General features: G+C 72.6%; 15 protein-coding genes. 12 read left to right on the top strand and 3 right to left on the bottom strand.

From position 1 onward, the window contains the following. Positions 1–167: 167 nt before the first annotated feature. The gene (locus tag VGH76_RS01065) at positions 168–1,586 is read right to left on the bottom strand and encodes a wax ester/triacylglycerol synthase domain-containing protein (RefSeq protein WP_331554747.1); all 1,419 of its coding nucleotides are present in this window, start codon (positions 1,584–1,586) and stop codon (positions 168–170) included. Next, entirely contained in the window at positions 1,583–2,464 is an 882-nt protein-coding gene (locus tag VGH76_RS01060) for an alpha/beta fold hydrolase (RefSeq protein ID WP_331554746.1), read from the bottom strand. Before VGH76_RS01060 ends, VGH76_RS01065 begins: the two co-directional genes overlap by 4 nt. Positions 2,465–2,547: 83 nt before the next feature. On the opposite strand from VGH76_RS01060, the gene VGH76_RS01055 reads away from it, so the two are divergent. The 4 genes from VGH76_RS01055 (at position 2,548) to VGH76_RS01040 (ending at position 9,172) form a co-directional block, all read left to right on the top strand. Continuing rightward, positions 2,548–4,026 (top strand): HAD-IB family hydrolase, encoded by a 1,479-nt coding sequence (locus tag VGH76_RS01055; RefSeq protein ID WP_331554745.1) that lies wholly within the window; start codon positions 2,548–2,550, stop codon positions 4,024–4,026. A gap of 13 nt (positions 4,027–4,039) precedes the next feature. Further along, positions 4,040–5,986 (top strand): 1-acyl-sn-glycerol-3-phosphate acyltransferase, encoded by a 1,947-nt coding sequence (locus VGH76_RS01050; RefSeq protein WP_331554744.1) that lies wholly within the window; start codon positions 4,040–4,042, stop codon positions 5,984–5,986. Continuing rightward, positions 5,983–7,629 carry a sigma-54-dependent Fis family transcriptional regulator gene (locus tag VGH76_RS01045; protein ID WP_331554743.1) on the top strand — a complete coding sequence of 549 codons (1,647 nt, stop codon included), beginning with the start codon at positions 5,983–5,985 and terminating at the stop codon, positions 7,627–7,629. The genes VGH76_RS01050 and VGH76_RS01045 overlap by 4 nt, the downstream gene beginning before the upstream one ends. A 79-nt stretch (positions 7,630–7,708) precedes the next feature. Continuing rightward, positions 7,709–9,172 (top strand): aldehyde dehydrogenase, encoded by a 1,464-nt coding sequence (locus VGH76_RS01040; protein ID WP_331554742.1) that lies wholly within the window; start codon positions 7,709–7,711, stop codon positions 9,170–9,172. Positions 9,173–9,402: 230 nt separating this feature from the next. Here the strand turns inward: VGH76_RS01040 and VGH76_RS01035 are convergent, their stop codons facing one another. After that, positions 9,403–10,503, bottom strand: coding sequence for an NAD(P)-dependent alcohol dehydrogenase (locus tag VGH76_RS01035; RefSeq protein ID WP_331554741.1), 1,101 nt, complete (start codon positions 10,501–10,503; stop codon positions 9,403–9,405). Between the two features lie 220 nt (positions 10,504–10,723). On the opposite strand from VGH76_RS01035, the gene VGH76_RS01030 reads away from it, so the two are divergent. From VGH76_RS01030 to VGH76_RS00995, 8 genes are all read left to right on the top strand, one after another. Then, on the top strand, positions 10,724–11,371 hold the full coding sequence (locus VGH76_RS01030; protein WP_331554740.1) for a response regulator transcription factor: 648 nt from the start codon (positions 10,724–10,726) through the stop codon (positions 11,369–11,371). Positions 11,372–11,442: 71 nt separating this feature from the next. Then, complete coding sequence (locus VGH76_RS01025) at positions 11,443–12,330, top strand: sensor histidine kinase (RefSeq protein WP_331554739.1); 888 nt, start codon at positions 11,443–11,445, stop codon at positions 12,328–12,330. Continuing rightward, on the top strand, positions 12,299–12,541 hold the full coding sequence (locus VGH76_RS01020; RefSeq protein ID WP_331554738.1) for a hypothetical protein: 243 nt from the start codon (positions 12,299–12,301) through the stop codon (positions 12,539–12,541). Before VGH76_RS01025 ends, VGH76_RS01020 begins: the two co-directional genes overlap by 32 nt. A 422-nt stretch (positions 12,542–12,963) precedes the next feature. Beyond that, positions 12,964–13,851 carry an ABC transporter permease gene (locus VGH76_RS01015; RefSeq protein WP_331554737.1) on the top strand — a complete coding sequence of 296 codons (888 nt, stop codon included), beginning with the start codon at positions 12,964–12,966 and terminating at the stop codon, positions 13,849–13,851. 11 nt (positions 13,852–13,862) lie between these two features. Next, complete coding sequence (locus tag VGH76_RS01010) at positions 13,863–14,741, top strand: ABC transporter permease (protein WP_331554736.1); 879 nt, start codon at positions 13,863–13,865, stop codon at positions 14,739–14,741. Positions 14,742–14,922: 181 nt separating this feature from the next. Continuing rightward, complete coding sequence (locus VGH76_RS01005) at positions 14,923–15,765, top strand: ABC transporter ATP-binding protein (protein WP_414637645.1); 843 nt, start codon at positions 14,923–14,925, stop codon at positions 15,763–15,765. Between the two features lie 5 nt (positions 15,766–15,770). After that, a complete protein-coding gene (locus tag VGH76_RS01000) occupies positions 15,771–17,039 on the top strand; it encodes an MCE family protein (RefSeq protein WP_331554735.1) in 1,269 nt (422 codons plus the stop codon). Further along, positions 17,039–17,911, top strand: an 873-nt coding sequence (locus VGH76_RS00995; protein WP_331554734.1) for an MlaD family protein, incomplete at its 3' end; no start/stop codon positions are given. The genes VGH76_RS01000 and VGH76_RS00995, both read left to right, overlap by 1 nt.

Raw genomic sequence — 17,911 nt, 5'->3', positions numbered from 1 at the left:
CTCCTCCCGCCCGTCAAGAAGATCGAGCTCACCGGCGACCCGCAGCCGCTGAAGGCGAACTTCGTGGCCAGCTACAAGAGCCTGCCCGTCAAGATCACCAAGGCCTGACGGTCCGGTCGATCTGCGGCGCCCCCCCCCGGGGCGCCGCAGGTCGTGCCCGTGTCGGATCAGGGGGCGAGCGCGAGCACCTCGTCGACCCCCTCGCGCAGGCACTGCGCGAACGCCGCCGTGTCCGGCACCACGTCGGGGTCCAGCGTGACGCCGAGACATCCGGTGCCGTCGTAGGTCAGCATCGTGACCATGGCGGCGATGCCGGGCCGTGGACCGAGCGGGTAGATGCCGGTCACCGGGACGCCGGCGAGCTCGACCGCGTGGTCGAGGCCGGGGATGTTCGACGCCTGGACGTCCGTGCTCGCGGTCAGCGTGGCCGACAGCTCGGTCAGTGCCGCCTCCGGCAGCATCCCGATCACGGGCGCGACCACGCCGAGGAACTCCAGCGCCGGTTCGGTACGGACCGCGCGGACGAACTCACGGATCCGCGCGATGCGCACCGCCGGGTCGCGCTCGGCGAGCGGAGCCGCGAAGCGGACGCCGGAGAACTTGTTGCCGCCCTCCGGGTCGTCCGGGCCCCGGGTGCTGATGGGGAACGCCAGCGGGAGCTCGTCGGGGACCGGGCCCGAGAGCGCGTGGAAGCGGCGGAACGTGCCGAGGACCGCGGCGAGGAAGGCGTCGTTGACCGAGCCGCCCGCAGCCTTGCCCGCCGCCCGCAGGCGAGCCAGCGGCACGTCGTGCGCGACCGCGGCGTAGCCGACGCCCCCGCCGACGAACGTGCGACCCACCGGCGGTGGGGTGAGCATCCGGCCGAGGGACGAGACGTACGCGAGGACCTGCCGGCCGGAACCGACCGGGTCGGCGACGCCGGACCACAGCGCCCGCGCGGCGCCCCCGGTCACCTCCGCCAGCGCTCCGGGCGCCTCGGACAGCCCCGAGCGCAGGCCCTCGGTGAGCACCTGCGCCGGCGTCGCGGGGTCGTCGTGGGCCTCCGGGACCGCGACGGCGTGGGTGACGTCCCCGTCGGAGGAGCCCTCGTGCGCGAGCGCGAGCAGCTGGATGAGCCCGAGGCCGTCGCTGAGACAGTGGTGGACCTTGAACGCCAGCGCCGCCGAGCCGTCCGCGAGCCCGGTCACCAGCGTCGCCTCCCAGGGCGGCCGGTGCCGGTCGATCGGCCGGGCCATCTCGGCGCCGAGGTGGGCGAACAGCTCGCGCTCGGAGCCGTCGCCGGGCAACCGGACCCGGCGCAGGTGGTGGTCGAGGTCGAAGTGGGGGTCCGGCGACCACCGCGGCGTCACCAGCGGCAGGGGCGGCTCGACGACCCGGTCACGCAGCCGCGGGAGGCGGGTGACCAGCCTCGCCATCGCGGCCCGCAACCGCTCCCAGTCCGGCTCGCCCCCGAGACGTTCCAGCAGCACCCCGGTCGACCGGGTGCGCGGGTCGCCGTCGGCGCGCCACATCAACGCCTCCCAGGCCGAGAGCTCCGGGGGGCCGCCCCACCCCGACGCCGTGGGTGCGTCGTCCGTGTCGGTCATGCTCGCCCTTCGTCGACGGTGTGCTCGAGGGGCCGGGTGACCTCGAGGATCCGCTCCATGACCCCGACGGGGTCGTCGGTCATGGGCACGTGCCCGACCCCGGTCATCCGGACCAGCTCGGCACCGGGCAGCCGCGCCATCATCGGCGCACCGTAGTGCTCGAAGGGGATGACACGGTCACGCTCGGGCCACACGATGCGGATCGGTCGGCCGGGCTCGTCGGGGACCGGGAGCAACGGTTGCCGGCGCAGGACCCGGATCAGGGGCCGGACGATCGGCGACCGGGTGATCGCACGCAGTTCCTCGGCGATCTCCGCCGGCTCCAGACGATCCGGGTACGCGACCTGCGAGCCCAGCAGCAGCCGCCGGGCGCGGGGGCTCCGGGCGATCGCCTCGACCCGCGGGGCGAGACGACCGCCGACCAGGAACCCGGCCCGCATCGAGGCGACCAGGAGGGTCATGCGGAGGTTCGAGCTCCACGCCCCCGCGGGGCTGAAGGCGACGACCGACCGGGCGCGGCCGCGCCGCGCGAGCTCGAGGGCCAGCCAGCCGCCGAGCGAGTTCCCGACGACGTGCAGTCGGTCGATCCCCCGCTCGTCCAGGACGGCTTCCAGGGAGTCCGCGACGGCGGCGACCGACGGCGCGACCTCGGGCGCCACGGGCAGGGCGCCGTCGTGGCCGGTCAGCGTCGGCGCGATCACGTGGTGGAGGCGTTCGAGCCCGGGGATCACCGGGCGCCAGGCCCGCCAGGTGCCGCCGACACCGTGCAGCAGGAGCAGGGGCGAGCCGTTGCCGCCCTCGTGCCCGGGCGTGCCGGAAGGTCCGAATGCCCGCGGGCGGCGGCGTCCGCCGACCCGCCGCGTCCCGCTGCGTGCCACCGCGTCCTCCTTCGTCTTCGGGGCCGGGCATTACTCTAACCAGAGATCATCGCTGGCTAGAGTTTCTCTGCTACCGTCCGTGAATGGGCTACGACACCGCGGCCACCGGAGATCCCACTGCGGCCGTCGGCCCTCCGGCCGGGCCCGCGGTGGGCGCGTTCTTCGACCTCGACGGGACGCTCATCGACGGGTACTCCGCCGCCGTCCTCTACCGCCACCGGCTGCGCGATCTCGACGTGGGCCTGGCCGAGATCCTCGCGCTGGCCGGCGCCGCGTCCGGGTCACCGCTCGACGAGGAGGGCTTCGAGCACCTCCTCACCACGGCCGCCGCCGGGTGGCGGGGCCGGCCCCGCGCCGACTACGACGCGTGGGGTGAGCGGATGGCCCGTGAGGAGATCACGGCCATGCTGTTCCACCAGGCCTGGCGGCAGGTGAAGGCCCACCAGCGCCAGGGGCACACCGTCGTCGTGGCGACCTCGGCCACCCGCTTCCAGGCCGAGCCGCTGGCCCGTGAGCTCGGCGTCGACCACGTCCTGTGCACCGAGCTGGAGGAGGACGACGAGGGGCTGCTCACCGGCCGGCTCGCGGGGCGGACGGGCTGGGGGGCCGGCAAGGCCGCACTGGTCGAGCGCTTCGCCGCGGAGTCGGGCATCGACCTGTCGAAGAGCTGGGCCTACGCCAACGGCGCCGAGGACATCCCGTTCCTGGAGACGGTGGGCCGCCCGCACGCGGTGAACCCGGAGCCGGCGCTCGCCGAGGTGGCTGCGCAGCGTGACTGGCCGGTCCTGACCTTCGCGCGGCCCGTGGCGTCGTCCTGGGACCCGCGACCGCTCCTGCGGACCGCCGCGGTCTACGGCAGCTTCTTCGTCTCCTCCGGGCTCGGCCTGGTGCACGGCCTGCTCCGCACCGACCGGCGCGCGGGAGTGGATCTCGCGACCTCGCTGCTCGGTCCGCTCGGCGGTGCGGTCGGCGCGATCGACGTCGAGGTCACCGGCGAGGAGCACGTCTGGAGCTCCCGCCCCGCGGTGTTCCTCATCAACCACCAGAGCGCGCTGGTCGACCTCGTCGTCACGGCCCGGCTGCTGCGCAGTGGGTTCACCGCGGTGGCCAAGCGGGAGGTCCGTGACACCCCGCTCATCGGCTGGCTCCTGGCGCAGGCCGACGTCGCCTTCGTCGAGCGCGACGGCACCGGAGGCCGTGCGGCTCTCGACGGCGCCGTGGAGCGACTGCGCTCCGGGACGTCGGTGGTCATGGCGCCGGAGGGCACCCGGTCGCGGACACCGTCGGTGGGTCCGTTCAAGAAGGGCGCCTTCCACCTCGCGGCCGCCGCCGGGGTCCCGCTCGTCCCGGTGGTCATCCGCAACGCGGGTGAGCTGATGTGGCGCGACGCCTCGATCGCCCATGCCGGGACCGTCCAGGTCCACGTCCACCCGCCGATCCCGACGGACGGGTGGACCTCGACCGACATCGACACCGCCGTCGAGGAGGTGCGCGCGCTCTACGTCGACACGCTCGAGGAGTGGCCGTCCGCGGCGGTGCGTACGCTGCCCGATCACCGCTGAGAGGGAGAACGCCGTGGAGCTCGACGAGGTGCCCCGCACGATCACCCGGACCCTGAGCCGCACGGCGTCGAGTGCCCGAGGGGCGAGCCGCAGCGCGGCCCGCACCGCCCACGAGGCCCTGCCCCGCGTCGACACCCCCGAGGTGGCGGCGATCCGGTCCGACCCCGACTTCCTCACCGAGGTCGAGGCACTGGCGACCGAACTCGGGCGCACCCGGGACGAGGTGCTCGAGGAGGCCACCGAAGGGCTGCGCGAGATGGCGGCCCGGCACGACCGCTGGATCGGCGACGCCTGGTCCCGACTGGGCCGGTGGATGCTGCGGGGCTACGACGTCGTGCCGGATCAGGAGGGTCTGGACCGGCTCCGCGAGCTGGACCGGGAGCACTCGCTGATCTTCCTGATCTCGCACCGCTCCTACCTCGACGAGTGGGCCTTCCCGGCGGCGCTGGACGCCGCGGGCATCTCGCCGTGCTTCGGCCTGGCGGGCGCCAACCTCGACTTCTTCCCGCTGGGCACCGTCGCCCGACGGACGGGCATCGTCCACGTCCGCCGCGCGACCACCGGGACCCCGGTGTACCGGCTGGCGCTGCGCCGTTTCGTGGGGCGCCTCGTCGGTGACGGCTCGAACCTCATCTGGTCGATCGAGGGCGGGCGCTCGCGGACGGGCAAGCTCCGCCCGCCGCGCTACGGGCTGCTGCGCTACGTCACCGACGCGGTCGAGGCCGCCGACACCCGCGAGGCGCTGGTCGTCCCGATCTCGATCGTCTACGACCAGCTGCCGGCGCACGAGGTCGGGCGGATGGCCGACGAGGTGGGCGGCGGCGCCAAGGCGCCGGAGGACGTCCGGTGGTTCGCCGGGTATGTCCGCGGGCTGCGCCGCCGGCTGGGCAGCATCTACATCGACGTCGGCGAACCGTTCGGGCTCCGGGAGAGGCTCGCCGAGCTGCGGGCCGCCGACGCGACCGCCGGCCACGAGGTCGAACGCATCGCGCTCGACGTCTGCCACCGCATCAACCGGGCGACCCCGGTGACCCCGACCGCGGCGGTGTGCGTCGCCCTGCTCGCCGCCGACCGGGCCCTCACCCTCGACGAGACCGTGGCCACCGTCCACCCGCTGGCCCGCCACCTCGAGGAGCGGGGCTGGGCCATGGCCGGGGGCGCCGATCTCACCGATCGCGGCACCGTGCGGCGAGCCCTCGGGGAGCTCGACGCCTCCGGGGTCCTCGTCGGGTACGCGGGCGGCCGGGAAACCGTCTGGGGGATCGCCCCGGACCGCCACCTCGTGGCGGCGGTCTACCGCAACTCGGCGGTCCACGCCCTGCTCACCCGCGGGGTCGTCGAGCTGGCGCTCCAGGCGGTGGCGGCCGACGACGGGTCGGGCGGGACCTTGGCCAAGGAGGCCCTGCGGCTGCGGGAGCTGCTCAAGTTCGACTTCTTCTTCTCCGACCGGGACCGTTTCGTCGGCGAGGTCGCCACGGAGGTCGGTCTCATCGCCGCACCGGGCGGCCCGCCGATCGACGAGGTCACGCCGGCGGAGGCCGCGGAGCTGCTGGGCCGGACCGACCTGCGCATCGCGCACCTGACCCTGCGCCCCTTCCTCGAGGCCTATGCGGTGGTCGCCGACGAGCTGGCCGCCGTCGAGCCCGGCGTCGCGATCGTGGAGAAGGAGTTCCTGTCCTGGTGCCTGCGGGTGGCGCAGCAGCAGGCGATGCAGCGCCGGCTCGCGAGCCGGGAGTCGGTGTCGACGGAGATGCTCTCGACGGCGCTGCGGCTCGCCCGCCACCGCGACCTGCTCGGCGCGACGGACGCCGAGGACGGCGCCGAGGGCGCTGCCGAGGAGGAGCTGGCGGCCCGCCGCCGCGGCTTCGCCGACGAGGTCCGGGCGGTGAGGACGCACCTCGCGACACTCTCGGCCACCGATGACCGCCCGGTCCTGGCGGACGTGGGGGAAGCTCGGTGACCGCGCTCGCCCGGAGCGGGACGACGAAGACCCGGACCGGACGGCGCGCGGCGATCGCGCAGTCGTGGGACCGGTGCACCGAGAGCGGGCTCGATCCGGGGCTCGAGCCCGGCGACGGGTTCGCCGTGGCCGAGACCGACCCGGCCGGCCGCCTGGTCGTCGCCGCCGGCCCCGTGCTCGACGCCATGGAGCGCGATCTCGCCGACACCCCGGTCGCGGCGATCCTCACCGACGCGCAGGCCCGCGTCACGGCGATGCGTTTCGGGCGCCGGGACCTGCGCGGCCTGTTCGAGGCCGCGGGCGCCGTGCACGGTCGCGAGTTCGCGGAGAGCACCACGGGCACCAACGCGATCGCCACCGTGCACACCACCCGTGAGGGCCTCGTGGTGGAGGCCGGTGACCACTACCTCGAGAGCCTGCGTCGCTTCTCCTGCTACGGCCACCCGATCGTCCATCCGTTGACCGGCGAACTCACCGGCGTCCTGGACGTGACCGGACCGGCGGGGGAGAACCCGGCGATGCTGGCGCCGTTCGTCCGGCGGGTCGTCCGGGAGATCGAGGAGGCGCTGGTGGAGACGGGAGGCGCCGGCGCCCGGGGGCTCCTGGCGGCGTTCCGCGCCGCCGCCGGCTCGGGGCCGGTGATCGCCCTGGGGCACGACCTGGTGCTGGCCAACCGCACGGCGACCGATCTGCTCGACGCCGCGGAGCACGAGCTGCTGCGTGACCTGGTCGCCGGCTCGTGGTCACTGACGGACGGCCTCGTCGAGCTGTCCGGGGGCCGGACCCGGGTGGGCCGGGACGCTGTCGTGGGCGGCGGCGCGGTCCTGCACCTGCGGCCGTGCGCAGACGCGCCGCCGGACCGGGCGCGGTGGTCGCGGACGCTGCGGCTGCCCAGCCCGCGGACCGGCCTGGCCGACGCGGTCGTGGTCGCGGGGGAGCCCGGGACCGGGCGCACCACCGCGATGCGGGCGACGCTCGGCGACGACCCGGTCACCGTCCTCGAGGCCGCCGACCTCACCCCGGCCACCGAGCACTCGTGGTTGGCGGTCGCGTCGCGGTCGATCGGCACCCCCGGCGAGGTCACCGTCGTCGAGGACGTGCACCTGTTGCTGGCGTCCACCGCGTCCCGGCTGCGGCGCCTGCTGGCCGGGCCCCACACGCGGGTCGTGCTGACCTCGTGCCCGGTCGAGGACCTGACCGGCGAGGTGGCCGCCCTCGCCGCGGACTGCGGGCGCCGGGAGGAGATCCGGCCGCTGCGCACGCGGACCGACGAGATCCCGGCCCTGGTCGGGACCATGCTGGCCGGGCTCGGTGCGGCAGACAGCGTCCGGTTCACGACGGAGGCCCTCGATCTGTTGGCCACCCACCGCTGGCCCGGCAACCTGCGCGAGCTCGCCGGGGTGGTCGCCGAGACCGCGGCCAGGCGCTCGGCGGGCGACCTGACCGTGCGCGACCTCCCCGAGGCCTACCGACGGCCGCCGGTCACAGGGGAGTCCGCGGGCGAGCTCGCCCGCGCCGAGCGCGAGGCCATCGAGGCGGCCCTGCGGGTGTGCGACGGGAACAAGCTGCGCGCCGCCCGCCGGCTCGGCATCAGCCGCAGCACGCTCTATGCCCGGCTGCGGGCCCTGCACATCACGCTCTGAGCGGGTCCGTCACCCGGAGCGGACGAGGGTGTCCGGAATCCGGACAGTCACGCCGGTCACAGCGGGACATGCTCCGAGCATGAGCCTTCAGTACGACTCGTTCTTCATCGGCGGCCAGTGGGTCGCCCCGCAGGGCTCCGGCACGATCAAGGTCGTGTCGGCGTCCACGGAGGAGCCGCTGGGCTCCGTCCCCGAGGCCATCGAGGCCGACGTCGACGCCGCCGTCGACGGCGCCCGCCGGGCCTTCGACGACCCGTCGGGCTGGGCGCACTGGGAGCCCGCCCGCCGGGCCGAGGTCATGGAGCGGCTCGCCGACGCGCTCGACTCCCGCTCCGAGGAGATGGCCCGCCGGGTCAGCTCCCAGAACGGCATGCCGGTCGCCATCTCGTCCCAGTTCGAGGCCGGTTTCCCCAGCGTGCTGCTCCGCTACTACGCGGGCCTGGCGCGCGAGGCGTCGTTCTCCGAGGAGCGTGCCGGCCTGATGGGCGGCCGGACCCTCGTCCAGCGCAAGCCGATCGGCGTGGTCGGCGCGATCGTGCCGTGGAACTTCCCGCAGTCGCTCGCGTTCTTCAAGATCGCTCCGGCCCTGGCCGCGGGCTGCGCCATGGTCGTCAAGCCGTCCCCGGAGACGGTCCTCGACACCTTCCTGCTCGCCGAGGCCGTGGAGGAGGCCGGCGTCCCGGCCGGCGTCCTCAACTTCGTCCCCGGCGGCCGCGAGCTGGGTGCCTACCTGGTCTCCCACCCGCGCATCGACAAGGTCGCTTTCACCGGGTCGACGGCCGCGGGCCGCTCGATCGCCGAGACCTGCGGGCGGCTGCTGCGGCCCGTGACCCTCGAGCTCGGCGGGAAGTCGGCGAGCATCGTGCTCGACGACGCCGACCTGTCCCAGAGCATGGAGCAGCTGTTCTCCGCGACCCTGCTCAACAACGGCCAGACCTGCTTCGTCGGCACCCGGATCCTGGCGCCGAAGAACCGCTACGACGAGATCGTGCAGATCTTCTCCGCGCTCGCGGGCGGCGTCAGCGTCGGTGACGCCCTCGACCCGGCCACCCAGATCGGCCCGATGGCCAGTTCGGCGCAGCGCGACCGCGTCGAGGGCTACATCGCCAAGGGCGTCTCCGAGGGCGGCAAGATCGCCGCCGGCGGCAAGCGTCCCGAGCAGTTCGACCACGGCTGGTTCGTGTCGCCGACGGTGTTCGCGGGCCTGGACAACAACGCGACCATCGCGCAGGAGGAGATCTTCGGGCCGGTCCTGACGGTCATCCCCTACGAGAACGACGACGACGCGGTGCGCATCGCCAACGACTCCGACTTCGGCCTCGGTGGGTCGGTCTGGACCTCGGACCCGGCCCGCGGCCGGAACGTGGCCGCGCGGGTGCGCACCGGCTCGATCGGCATCAACGCCTACCTGCCCGACCCGACCGCGCCCTTCGGTGGGGTCAAGGCCAGCGGCATGGGCCGCGAGCTCGGCCCCGAGGGCCTGGCCGCCTACCAGGAGCTCCAGTCGATCTACCTCGACCCGAGCGAGGTCAGCGCGCCCTGACGGTGCGACGGGCGCCGGGCGGGGAGACCCCCCCCGGCGCCCCGGCAGTACCGCGAAGGAGGCAGGGAGACACCCTGCAGGACCGATGCCCGGCGGACCTCGAGCTCGCCGGCGAGCCGACCTGGCTCGCCTCGAACTTCATCTCGGGCCCGACCCACGTGCCGGTGAGGTACACGCCTCGCGGCTGAGCGCGGTGCGGTGGGGCGGTCCCGCCCCGCCGCGGCCCGCGGTCACACCAGCGTGAGCACCGGCTTGAGGGTGGCGCCGGACTCCGAGTCGTCCACCGCCTGGTTGATCTGGTCGAAGGGGTAGACCTTCACCAGCTTCTCGAAGGGGAACCGCCCTTCGGCCTGCAGCTCGACCAGGTGCGGGATCATCGAGTGCGGGTCGGCGTCGCCCTCGATGACCCCGACGACCTTCCGGCCCGGCACGGCGAGCTCGAGCATGTCGATGGAGAGCTCGGTGCCCGGAAGACCGAGCCCGAGCAGGCCCGCGGTGCCGCGGGGGGCGAGGCTCGACACGCTGGCCCGCATCACCGCGGGCACCGCGGTGGTGTCGACGGCGAAGTCCGCACCCATCCCGGTGGCCTCCCGGACCGCGGCCGGGACGTCCTCGACCTGGCTGGTGTCGACGGTGTGGGTGGCGCCCAGCTCGCGCGCGAGCTCGAGGCGGGATGGCACACGGTCGACGGCGACGATCGTGCGGCAGCCGAGGACCTTCGCGGCCATCACCGCGGCCAGCCCGACCGCGCCGGAGCCGAACACGGCGACCGTCTGCTCGGGGGTGGGGGCGAAGGTGTTGAACACCGTGCCCGCACCGGTGAGCAGCCCGCACCCCAGCGGGCCCACCATCCGGAGGTCGGCGTCGGCTCCGAGCTTGACCACGTTGCGCTCGGTGGCGATGGCGTGGCTGGCGAAGGAGGACTGCCCGAAGAAGTTGCCGTGCAGGGCGCCGTCCGCATGCAGGGCGTTGCTGCCGTCGGGACGGCCGCCCGCGAAGTTGTGGGCGAGGAAGTCCAGGCAGTAGGCGGGCTCACCGCCGCGGCACATCGCGCACTCGCCACAGGAGTTGAACGTCAGGACGACCTTGTCCCCGGGAGCCACCGCGGTCACGCCGTCGCCCACCGCCGAGACCACCCCGGCCCCTTCGTGCCCCAGGACGGCGGGGAGCGGCATCGGCAGCCACTGGTTCCGCACGCCGATGTCGGTGTGGCACATGCCCACGGAGTGGATCTCCACCAGGACCTCGCCGGGCCCCGGGGCGTCGAGCTCGACGTCCTCGATCGTGAACGTGCCCTCCGGCTCCCGGACGACGGCTGCGGAGATGCGCATCGAGCTTCCTCTTCCTCGCGGCGACGGGGGGCTCGGCGCCTCGCGCCGGCGGGCGGGAAGCTAGCGGCGGATGGGCCCCTTGTGGCAGGTCACGAGCCATTGGAGGCAGCGATCACCCTCGTCCGGGAGAGGAGCGTGCTGGTGGGGTCGGCCAGGCTGGTCGCGGAGGCGTGTGACGATCGCGGTCCGGGCCGCGAGGGTCGGGAGGTGGGACGCGACCATGGCCGAGATGCCGTCGGTCGTCCTCGTCGACGACCATGAGCTGGTGCTCGACGGCCTGCGCCGTGCCCTCGAACGGGCCGGCTGGACCGTCTCGGGCGCCTTCACCGACCCGGAGCCGGCACTGCGGCACCTGGCGAGCACCGACGTCGACGTCGTCGTGGTCGATCTCAGCCTGGGCAGGCACTCGGGGCTGACGGTGGTCGAGGCCGTGCGGACCCTCGGCTCGCGGGCGTCGGTGGCCGTCCTGACCAGCTACGCGGACCGGTCGGCGGCCTCCGACGCGCTGCGGGCCGGGGCCCGGGGCTTCCTGCTCAAGGACACCGGTTCGGCCGAGCTGGTCGCGCGCCTGGGGGCGGTGGCCGCCGGTGACGTGGTGGTGGACGGTCGGGTGGCCCAGGCCCTGGGCGCGTCCGAGGACGGGGCGCTGACCGTCCAGGAGATCGCGATCCTGGGCGCGGTCGCGCGAGGCCTGACCAACCGCCAGATCGGGGCGGAGCTGTACCTGAGCCACTACACGGTCAAGGAGTACCTCGCCCGCGTCATGCGCAAGCTGGGCACGCGCCGCCGGGCCGAGACCGTGGTCCGGGCCGTCGAGCTGGGTCTTCTCCGTGACCACCACCGCCCCTCCGCGCCGGAGGTGTCGTAACGCCGGAAGGGGCGGACCGTTGGAGCAGTGAGGCCGGACACAGGATGGGCCGGGGACGCCGGGAGGCAGCCATGGAGACCGCATCGTCACCGCGCCCCGGTGCCGGCGATCGCGGGCCGGCCGCCATCGGTGTCCCGCCCGCTCCGGAGGCTCCGGGCACGGCGCTGCGGGCGGCGCTCGAGGTCCTGGGCAGCGGCGGCGCAGCGGCCGACCGCGGCGCCTCCCCGGCGACGGAACGGTCGTCACCACGGGCCCGCATGCGCCGGCTCGCCGGGGACCTGCACGACGGCGCGATCCAGGCGCTCATCGCAGCCGGGTACGACCTGGTGGAGCTGGTGGAGACCGCCGACCTGTCGCCGGTCGCGCGGGAGCTCGCGGAGCGGGTCGCCCTGCGCATCGACGAGTCGTACGACCAGATGCGCCGGGTCCTCACCGAACTGAGCCGGGAGGACGATCCCGGCGATCCGGAGCTCCCCCTCGTCGACGCGCTGCGAGCGTGCTGCGCGCGCGGCCGGCTGGTCCCCGAGCCGACCCGCCTGGTCACCACCGGGACCGGACCGGAGCCGCTCGGGGCCGCTCGCGACGTCGCGGTGCGCACGGTGCGGGAAGGGCTCGCCAACGCCCGCAAGCACGCCGTCGCGACCCGCGCCCTGGTGACCGTCCGCCGCGGTCAGCGGTGGTGGAAGGTCGACGTGGACGACGACGGAACCGGCGATGAGCACGAGCTGCGCTGCGCGCTGAACGACCTCGGCGGCGAGGCCTACGGGCTACGCAGTCTCGCCCTCGAGGCGAGCCGGGCGGGTGGGCGGCTGTGGATCTCCACGGCTCCCGGGCTGGGGGGCATCCGCCTCAGCGTCTCGGTACCGGCGGGCACGGCCCCGGCATCGGGCCCGGCCGACCCGGCGATGGACGGAGGAGGTGCCCGACGTGCACGACGTCGTCACGGGGCTGGTCAGTGATCCGGGCGCGCCGTGCTGGGCACGGTCCGCGGTCGGCATCGTGGTGGCCGCCATCTGCTGGTTCGGCTTCCTCGGCGCGCGGGCTTCCTACCGCCGCCACGTCGCCGGCCGCAGGGGCGCGGCGCGCCTGACCGGCGCGGGAGTCGCCGTCGGGGTCCTCGGTGGCCTGGCCCTGACGTGGATCGGGTTCTCGCTCGCCTTCCCCGGCTGAACCACGAGGGCAACGCCACGCCGGGTTCCCCCCGGATGGGGGGTGCAGCACCCCCAGCTGCCGAGTGCTGAGGCGTCCGATCACGGACAGAATCGGCACATGCACGGAGCGCGAGACCTCGTGCCGGGGGACGTTCGCGGGCCCGTGACCCCCAACGGAGGCCCAATGTCCTCCCGGCGGCTGATGCCCGCTGCTCCACTCGATACAAACATGGGGGACCCGATGGCTCGTGAGCGCGGTAACACGACGCGACCGGGTCGCGACCGCCCATCGGCCACCACGTCGCCGGCCGACACCCCCCCGGGGGGCAGAGTTCCGTGCCTCCTTCGGCAGGGAGCCCGTGACGACCGCGTCACCGCCACGTTGACCGCAGCATCGATCCGCACAGCGTCTGCGTGGGTCCGGTGAAGGGAGGAAGCCCGGTGAGCACCGACACGAGCAGGCTGGAAGGCGGCTCGGCGCCCGGGACCGCGGGATCGATCCCCGACACCCGGGAGCGCAGCAGGACGCTGACCCCGCCGAAGTGGCTCGGCAAAGCCGGTGAACCGCTCGTCACGGTCGGCGAGATCTTCCGCCTCGGCTTCCGCGTGTTCGGGATGGCGATCCGGCAGCCGTACGGCTACTGGGCGGACACCCGCGACCAGTGCTACAGCGCGCTGAAGCTGTGCTGGTTCCCGATGGCCGTGGCCACCTTCGCGTTCGGCTTCGGCGCGCCGGGCCTGTCCGGCGGCGCGATCTTCCACATCTTCGGCATCCCTTCCCGGCTGGGATCGTTCTTCCAGTTCGCGAGCATCCGCGAGTTCGCGCCGTTCATCGACGGCATGGTGGTCGCCGGCGTGGTCGGTACCGCGGTCACCGCCGACCTGGGTGCCCGCAAGATCCGCGAGGAGCTCGACGCCATGGAGGTCCTCGGCGTCGACCCGATCCGGGCGCTGATCATCCCGCGGGTGCTGGCGATCACCTTCATGACCGCGATCTTCGACGTGATGGCCCTGATCATGGGTCTGATCAGCGGTTACCTCGCGGCGGGCCCGGTGTTCGGCGCGGACCTCCCCGCCTACACCGCGAGCCTCTACGACCTGCTCAACGTCCCCGACGTGATCGGCAGCCTGGCCAAGGCCGCGTGCTTCGGTCTCGTGATCGGTGTCGTGTCCTGCTACATGGGGCTCAACGTCAAGGGCGGCTCCATCGGCGTGGGTCGCGCGGTGAACCAGTCCGTGGTCATCGCCTTCGCCGGCGTGTGGATCGTGAACTTCGTCTTCACCAGCATGCTGCTCGGCCTCAGCCCGTCGCTCTACGTCTTCAAGTAAGGGGCCCCTGGATGTCCGTCGACGACGACACCAAGCAGCTCGGGGACTCGAAGGCGCCGATGAAGGCGCCCAAGCCCCAACCGATCTACGTCAGCTTCTCGACCCTCGGGGAGAAGGTCCGCACCGGCCTCTACACCGCCGGCGAAATCGGTGTGTTCGTCCAGGGCACGATCCGGGACTTCCCGGACATGGTCCGGCGCTACATCCCGGAGATGTTCCGGCAGCTCGGGCTCCTCATCATCGGAAGCGCCCTGGTGCTGTGGATGATGATGTTCATCATGGGCCTCGAGTGCGGGCTCGAGGCTGGGTACGTGCTCAAGCAGATCGGGGCGCCGCTCTACTCCGGCGTGTTCAACGCCTACTGCGGGCTGCGTGAGTGCTCGGTCTACATGTGGGGCTGGATCCTCGCGGCGAAGGTCGGCTGCGGCTACGTCGCCGAGATCGGGTCGATGCGGATCTCGGACGAGATCGACGCCATGGAGGTCATGGGCGTCAAGTCGAAGAGCTACCTGGTCGGTACCCGCATCATGTCCGCCCTCATCGCTTTCCCGTTCCTGTGGGCGACCGGGCTCGGCATGCTCTACCTCGGCCAGTACCTCATGACGGTCGTCAACATCGGCGAGGTCTCGCCGGGCGGATACTTCTACATCTTCTGGCTCTACCAGAGCCCGTACGATCTCTTCGCCTCACTGACGAAAGTGATGGTGGAATCGTTGGTGATCTGCGGGGTGGGCCTGTACTACGGTTATCACGCCGGCGGTGGACCAGTAGGGGTGGGTCAGGCGACGGCGAAATCGATGATCCTCAACATGGTGCTCATATCGGTGATCGGGGCGCTGGGGACGCTGTTCTTCTGGGGCATCGACGTGAACGCACCCATCTCGAACTGATCCGTTCCCGCACCAGGACCCGAAACGACCGAACTCGGACCCAGGGCCCTCCGCAGGGCCCTGGGTCCGAGTTCTTCCTGTATCCGGTCGGGGTCACGAGCCGCGTCCCGACCTTCAATTTCTTGCGTAACTTTCGTCGTCCCCCGTCGTTTGACGGGGAAAGGCAGTCCGGAGGCCACCCATGTCGGAAACCGAGCCCATCCCCATGAACGCGACCACCGAGGCGCCACGGGGTGAGGGGCAGCAGCCGAGCGGCAGCGGGATGACGGTCGCGAGCAAGCTGCAGGTGCACAACCTGTCGAAGTCGTTCGGGTCGTCGAAGGTCATGAAGAACATCAACTTCGACTTCGCCGACGATGCGATCACGACGGTCCTGGGGCCCTCGGGCACCGGGAAGAGCGTGCTGATCAAGCACCTCGTGGGCCTGCTCGAGCCGGACACCGGCGAGGTCCTGGTCGACGGTGACGACATCTGGGCGATGACCGAGGACGAGCGTTACTCCATGCGCACCCGGTTCGGCGTGTGCTGGCAGGACGGCGCGCTCTTCGGTTCCATGAATCTCTACGACAACACCGCGTTCCCGCTCCGGACCCACACGAAGATGTCGGAGAAGGAGATCGAGGAGAAGGTGATGCGGCTGCTCGAGGAAGTGGGTCTCGGGCATTCCGCGCACAAGGCCCCGAACGAGATCTCCGGCGGTATGAAGAAGCGCGCCGGCTTCGCCCGGGCCATGGTCATGGACCCCGAGTTCGTCATCTTCGACGAGCCGGACTCCGGGCTCGACCCCGTTCGAACGAGCCTGCTCTGCGACATCATCCTGGACGTCCACTCGAAGCACGGTGGCACGTACCTGCTGGTCACCCACGACATGGCCACGGCCCGCAAGGTCAGTGACTACATCGGCCTGATCTGGCAGGGCGAGGTCGTCCACTACGGCCCGGCCAAGGAAGCCTTCGAGAACGAAGACCCGTTCGTCAAGCAGTTCCTCGCCGGAGAGTCGGCCGGACCCCTCGGAATGGACTAGCCACCATGCGTTTCACACCCGCCCGCATCCTCGCGGGGGTGATCATACTTCTGCTCGTCGTAGGGGGCATCGTCCTCATCACGACGCCCTCCCAGTACACGGCGACGGCCTTCCTCCCGGCTGGCAACCCCAACATCATCGAGGGTGCGCCGATTTTAGTGAACGGGTTCCACGAAGGCAAAGTGGTCAAACTCGTTCCCGAGGGCCAGGGCGCGGAGCTCACGATCGGGATGGACAAGTCCGCCGCCCCGCTCCACACCGGCGCGGTCGTCTTCGTGCAGTGGAGCGCGGCGGTCGGTGAGCGCCTCATCCAGGTCAACGACGGGCCGCCCCAGAACCCGGCGATCCCCGACGGGGGCCGGATCGAGGGCACCATGCCGCAGCCGATGGAGCTCTCCGACGTGCTCGGAGGCCTCGATCCGGCCACCCGGAGCCGGCTCGGTCCGGTGATCCAGCAGCTGCAGACCACGCTGGCCGGTCACGAGCAGGACCTGAACGCCACGCTGGCCACCGCCGGACCCGCGTTCACCGCGATCGGCAACGTGCTGCGCGGGGTGGCGATCGACGAGCCGGCGATCAACCAGCTGGTGACCGACACCAACGACCTGGTGACCCGGGCCGGCGCCCACGACCAGGACATCTCCGGGATCGTCAACGACCTCTCGGTGAGCACCCACGACACGGCGCAGCAGCGCGACGCGCTGCGTCAGGTGCTCCACAAGCTGCCGCCGACGCTGGACCAGGCCCGGTCGACGCTGGGCAAGGTCCCGGGGGCCACCGACGCGGCGGTGCCGCTGCTGCAGGACGCGAAGACCACGACCGACAAGCTGCCCTCGGTGGCGAGCCACCTCGCGCCGGTGCTGCGTGACCTCCGCCCGACGATCGCCCAGCTCAAGCCCACCCTCGAGGCGGCCTCGCAGTTGCTCGACGAGACGCCGGGGCTGCTGGACGCCGGGGACGTGACGCTGCCGAAGGTCGGAGACACGTTCGGCAAGCTCACGCCGACCCTCAAGGACCTCCAGCCGTTCACGCCGTGCCTGGTCGGCTTCCTGTCGAACTGGGGCTCCGCGGCGGCCTACTACGACGCGAACGGTCAGTACGTCCACGTCCCGATCCGGGTCGGACCGGAGAGCGTCGACGACACCCCGGTCAACCCGGGAGGGCTCTTCGCGAAGCCGGTCTCGCGGACCTGCGACCCGGTCCAGCAGGGCGGCGCCGGGGGCACGGGAGCCGCGGCCAACCCCGTCGCGGCGGGAATCGGAGGGCTGAACTGATGGCCGGGTCGTCCCCACGGGTCACCTCCGGGCCGAACCCGTTCAGCGGAATCGGCAAGATCCACATCCTGTTCCTCGCGCTGGTCGCCCTCCTCGGGGCGACGGCCGCGACGACGAGCCTCACGGCGACGCAGAGCGAGGGCCAGACGGTCGTCGCGGAGTTCGCGAACATCGGGGCGATGACCAGCCAGGCCGAGGTCAAGATCGGCGGCGTCGAGGTCGGGACGACCGGCACGCCGACGGTCGACCCGGACCGCAAGGTCGCGCTCGTGCCGATGAACCTGCAGCAGAAGGCGCTTCCGCTGCACACCGACGCCACCGCGACGATCCGTCAGCTCTCCCTCATCGGCGAGAAGTACGTCGACCTGAACCCCGGCAGCGCCTCCGCGCCCATCCTGCAGCCGGGCCAGACGCTCCCGGTGAAGCAGACGAGCTTCGCCGAGGACTACCAGGACATCGTCCAGGCTCTGAACGACCCGACGGCGGCCGGCCTCTCGTCGATCCTCACCACGCTCGGCGGCGGGGTCGCCGGTCGCGGCCAGAACGTGCAGGACATCATCCGCGAGCTGCAGCCCGCGTTCGGTGACACGTCGGCGCTGGCCTCCTCGCTCGGCAGGCAGAACCAGCTGCTCGGCCAGGTGATCGACCAGGTCCAGCCGGTGACGAACGGGCTCGCGGCGGACCAGGGCAAGACCCTGGACAACACCGTCGGCTCGGCCACCAACCTGCTCGGCACCACGGCGGCGAACGAGCAGCAGCTGCGGGCGACGCTGGACGAGCTCCCCTCCACCCTGGCGGCCGCGCAGAAGACGCTCGACGACCTCACGGGGACGGCCGGGGCGACCCAGAAGACGCTGGCCGATCTCCGTCCG

This window comes from Actinomycetospora sp. (assembly GCF_036497585.1).
Taxonomy (GTDB): Bacteria; Actinomycetota; Actinomycetes; order Mycobacteriales; family Pseudonocardiaceae; genus Actinomycetospora.
This window is presented reverse-complemented; position numbering and strand designations above follow the sequence as displayed.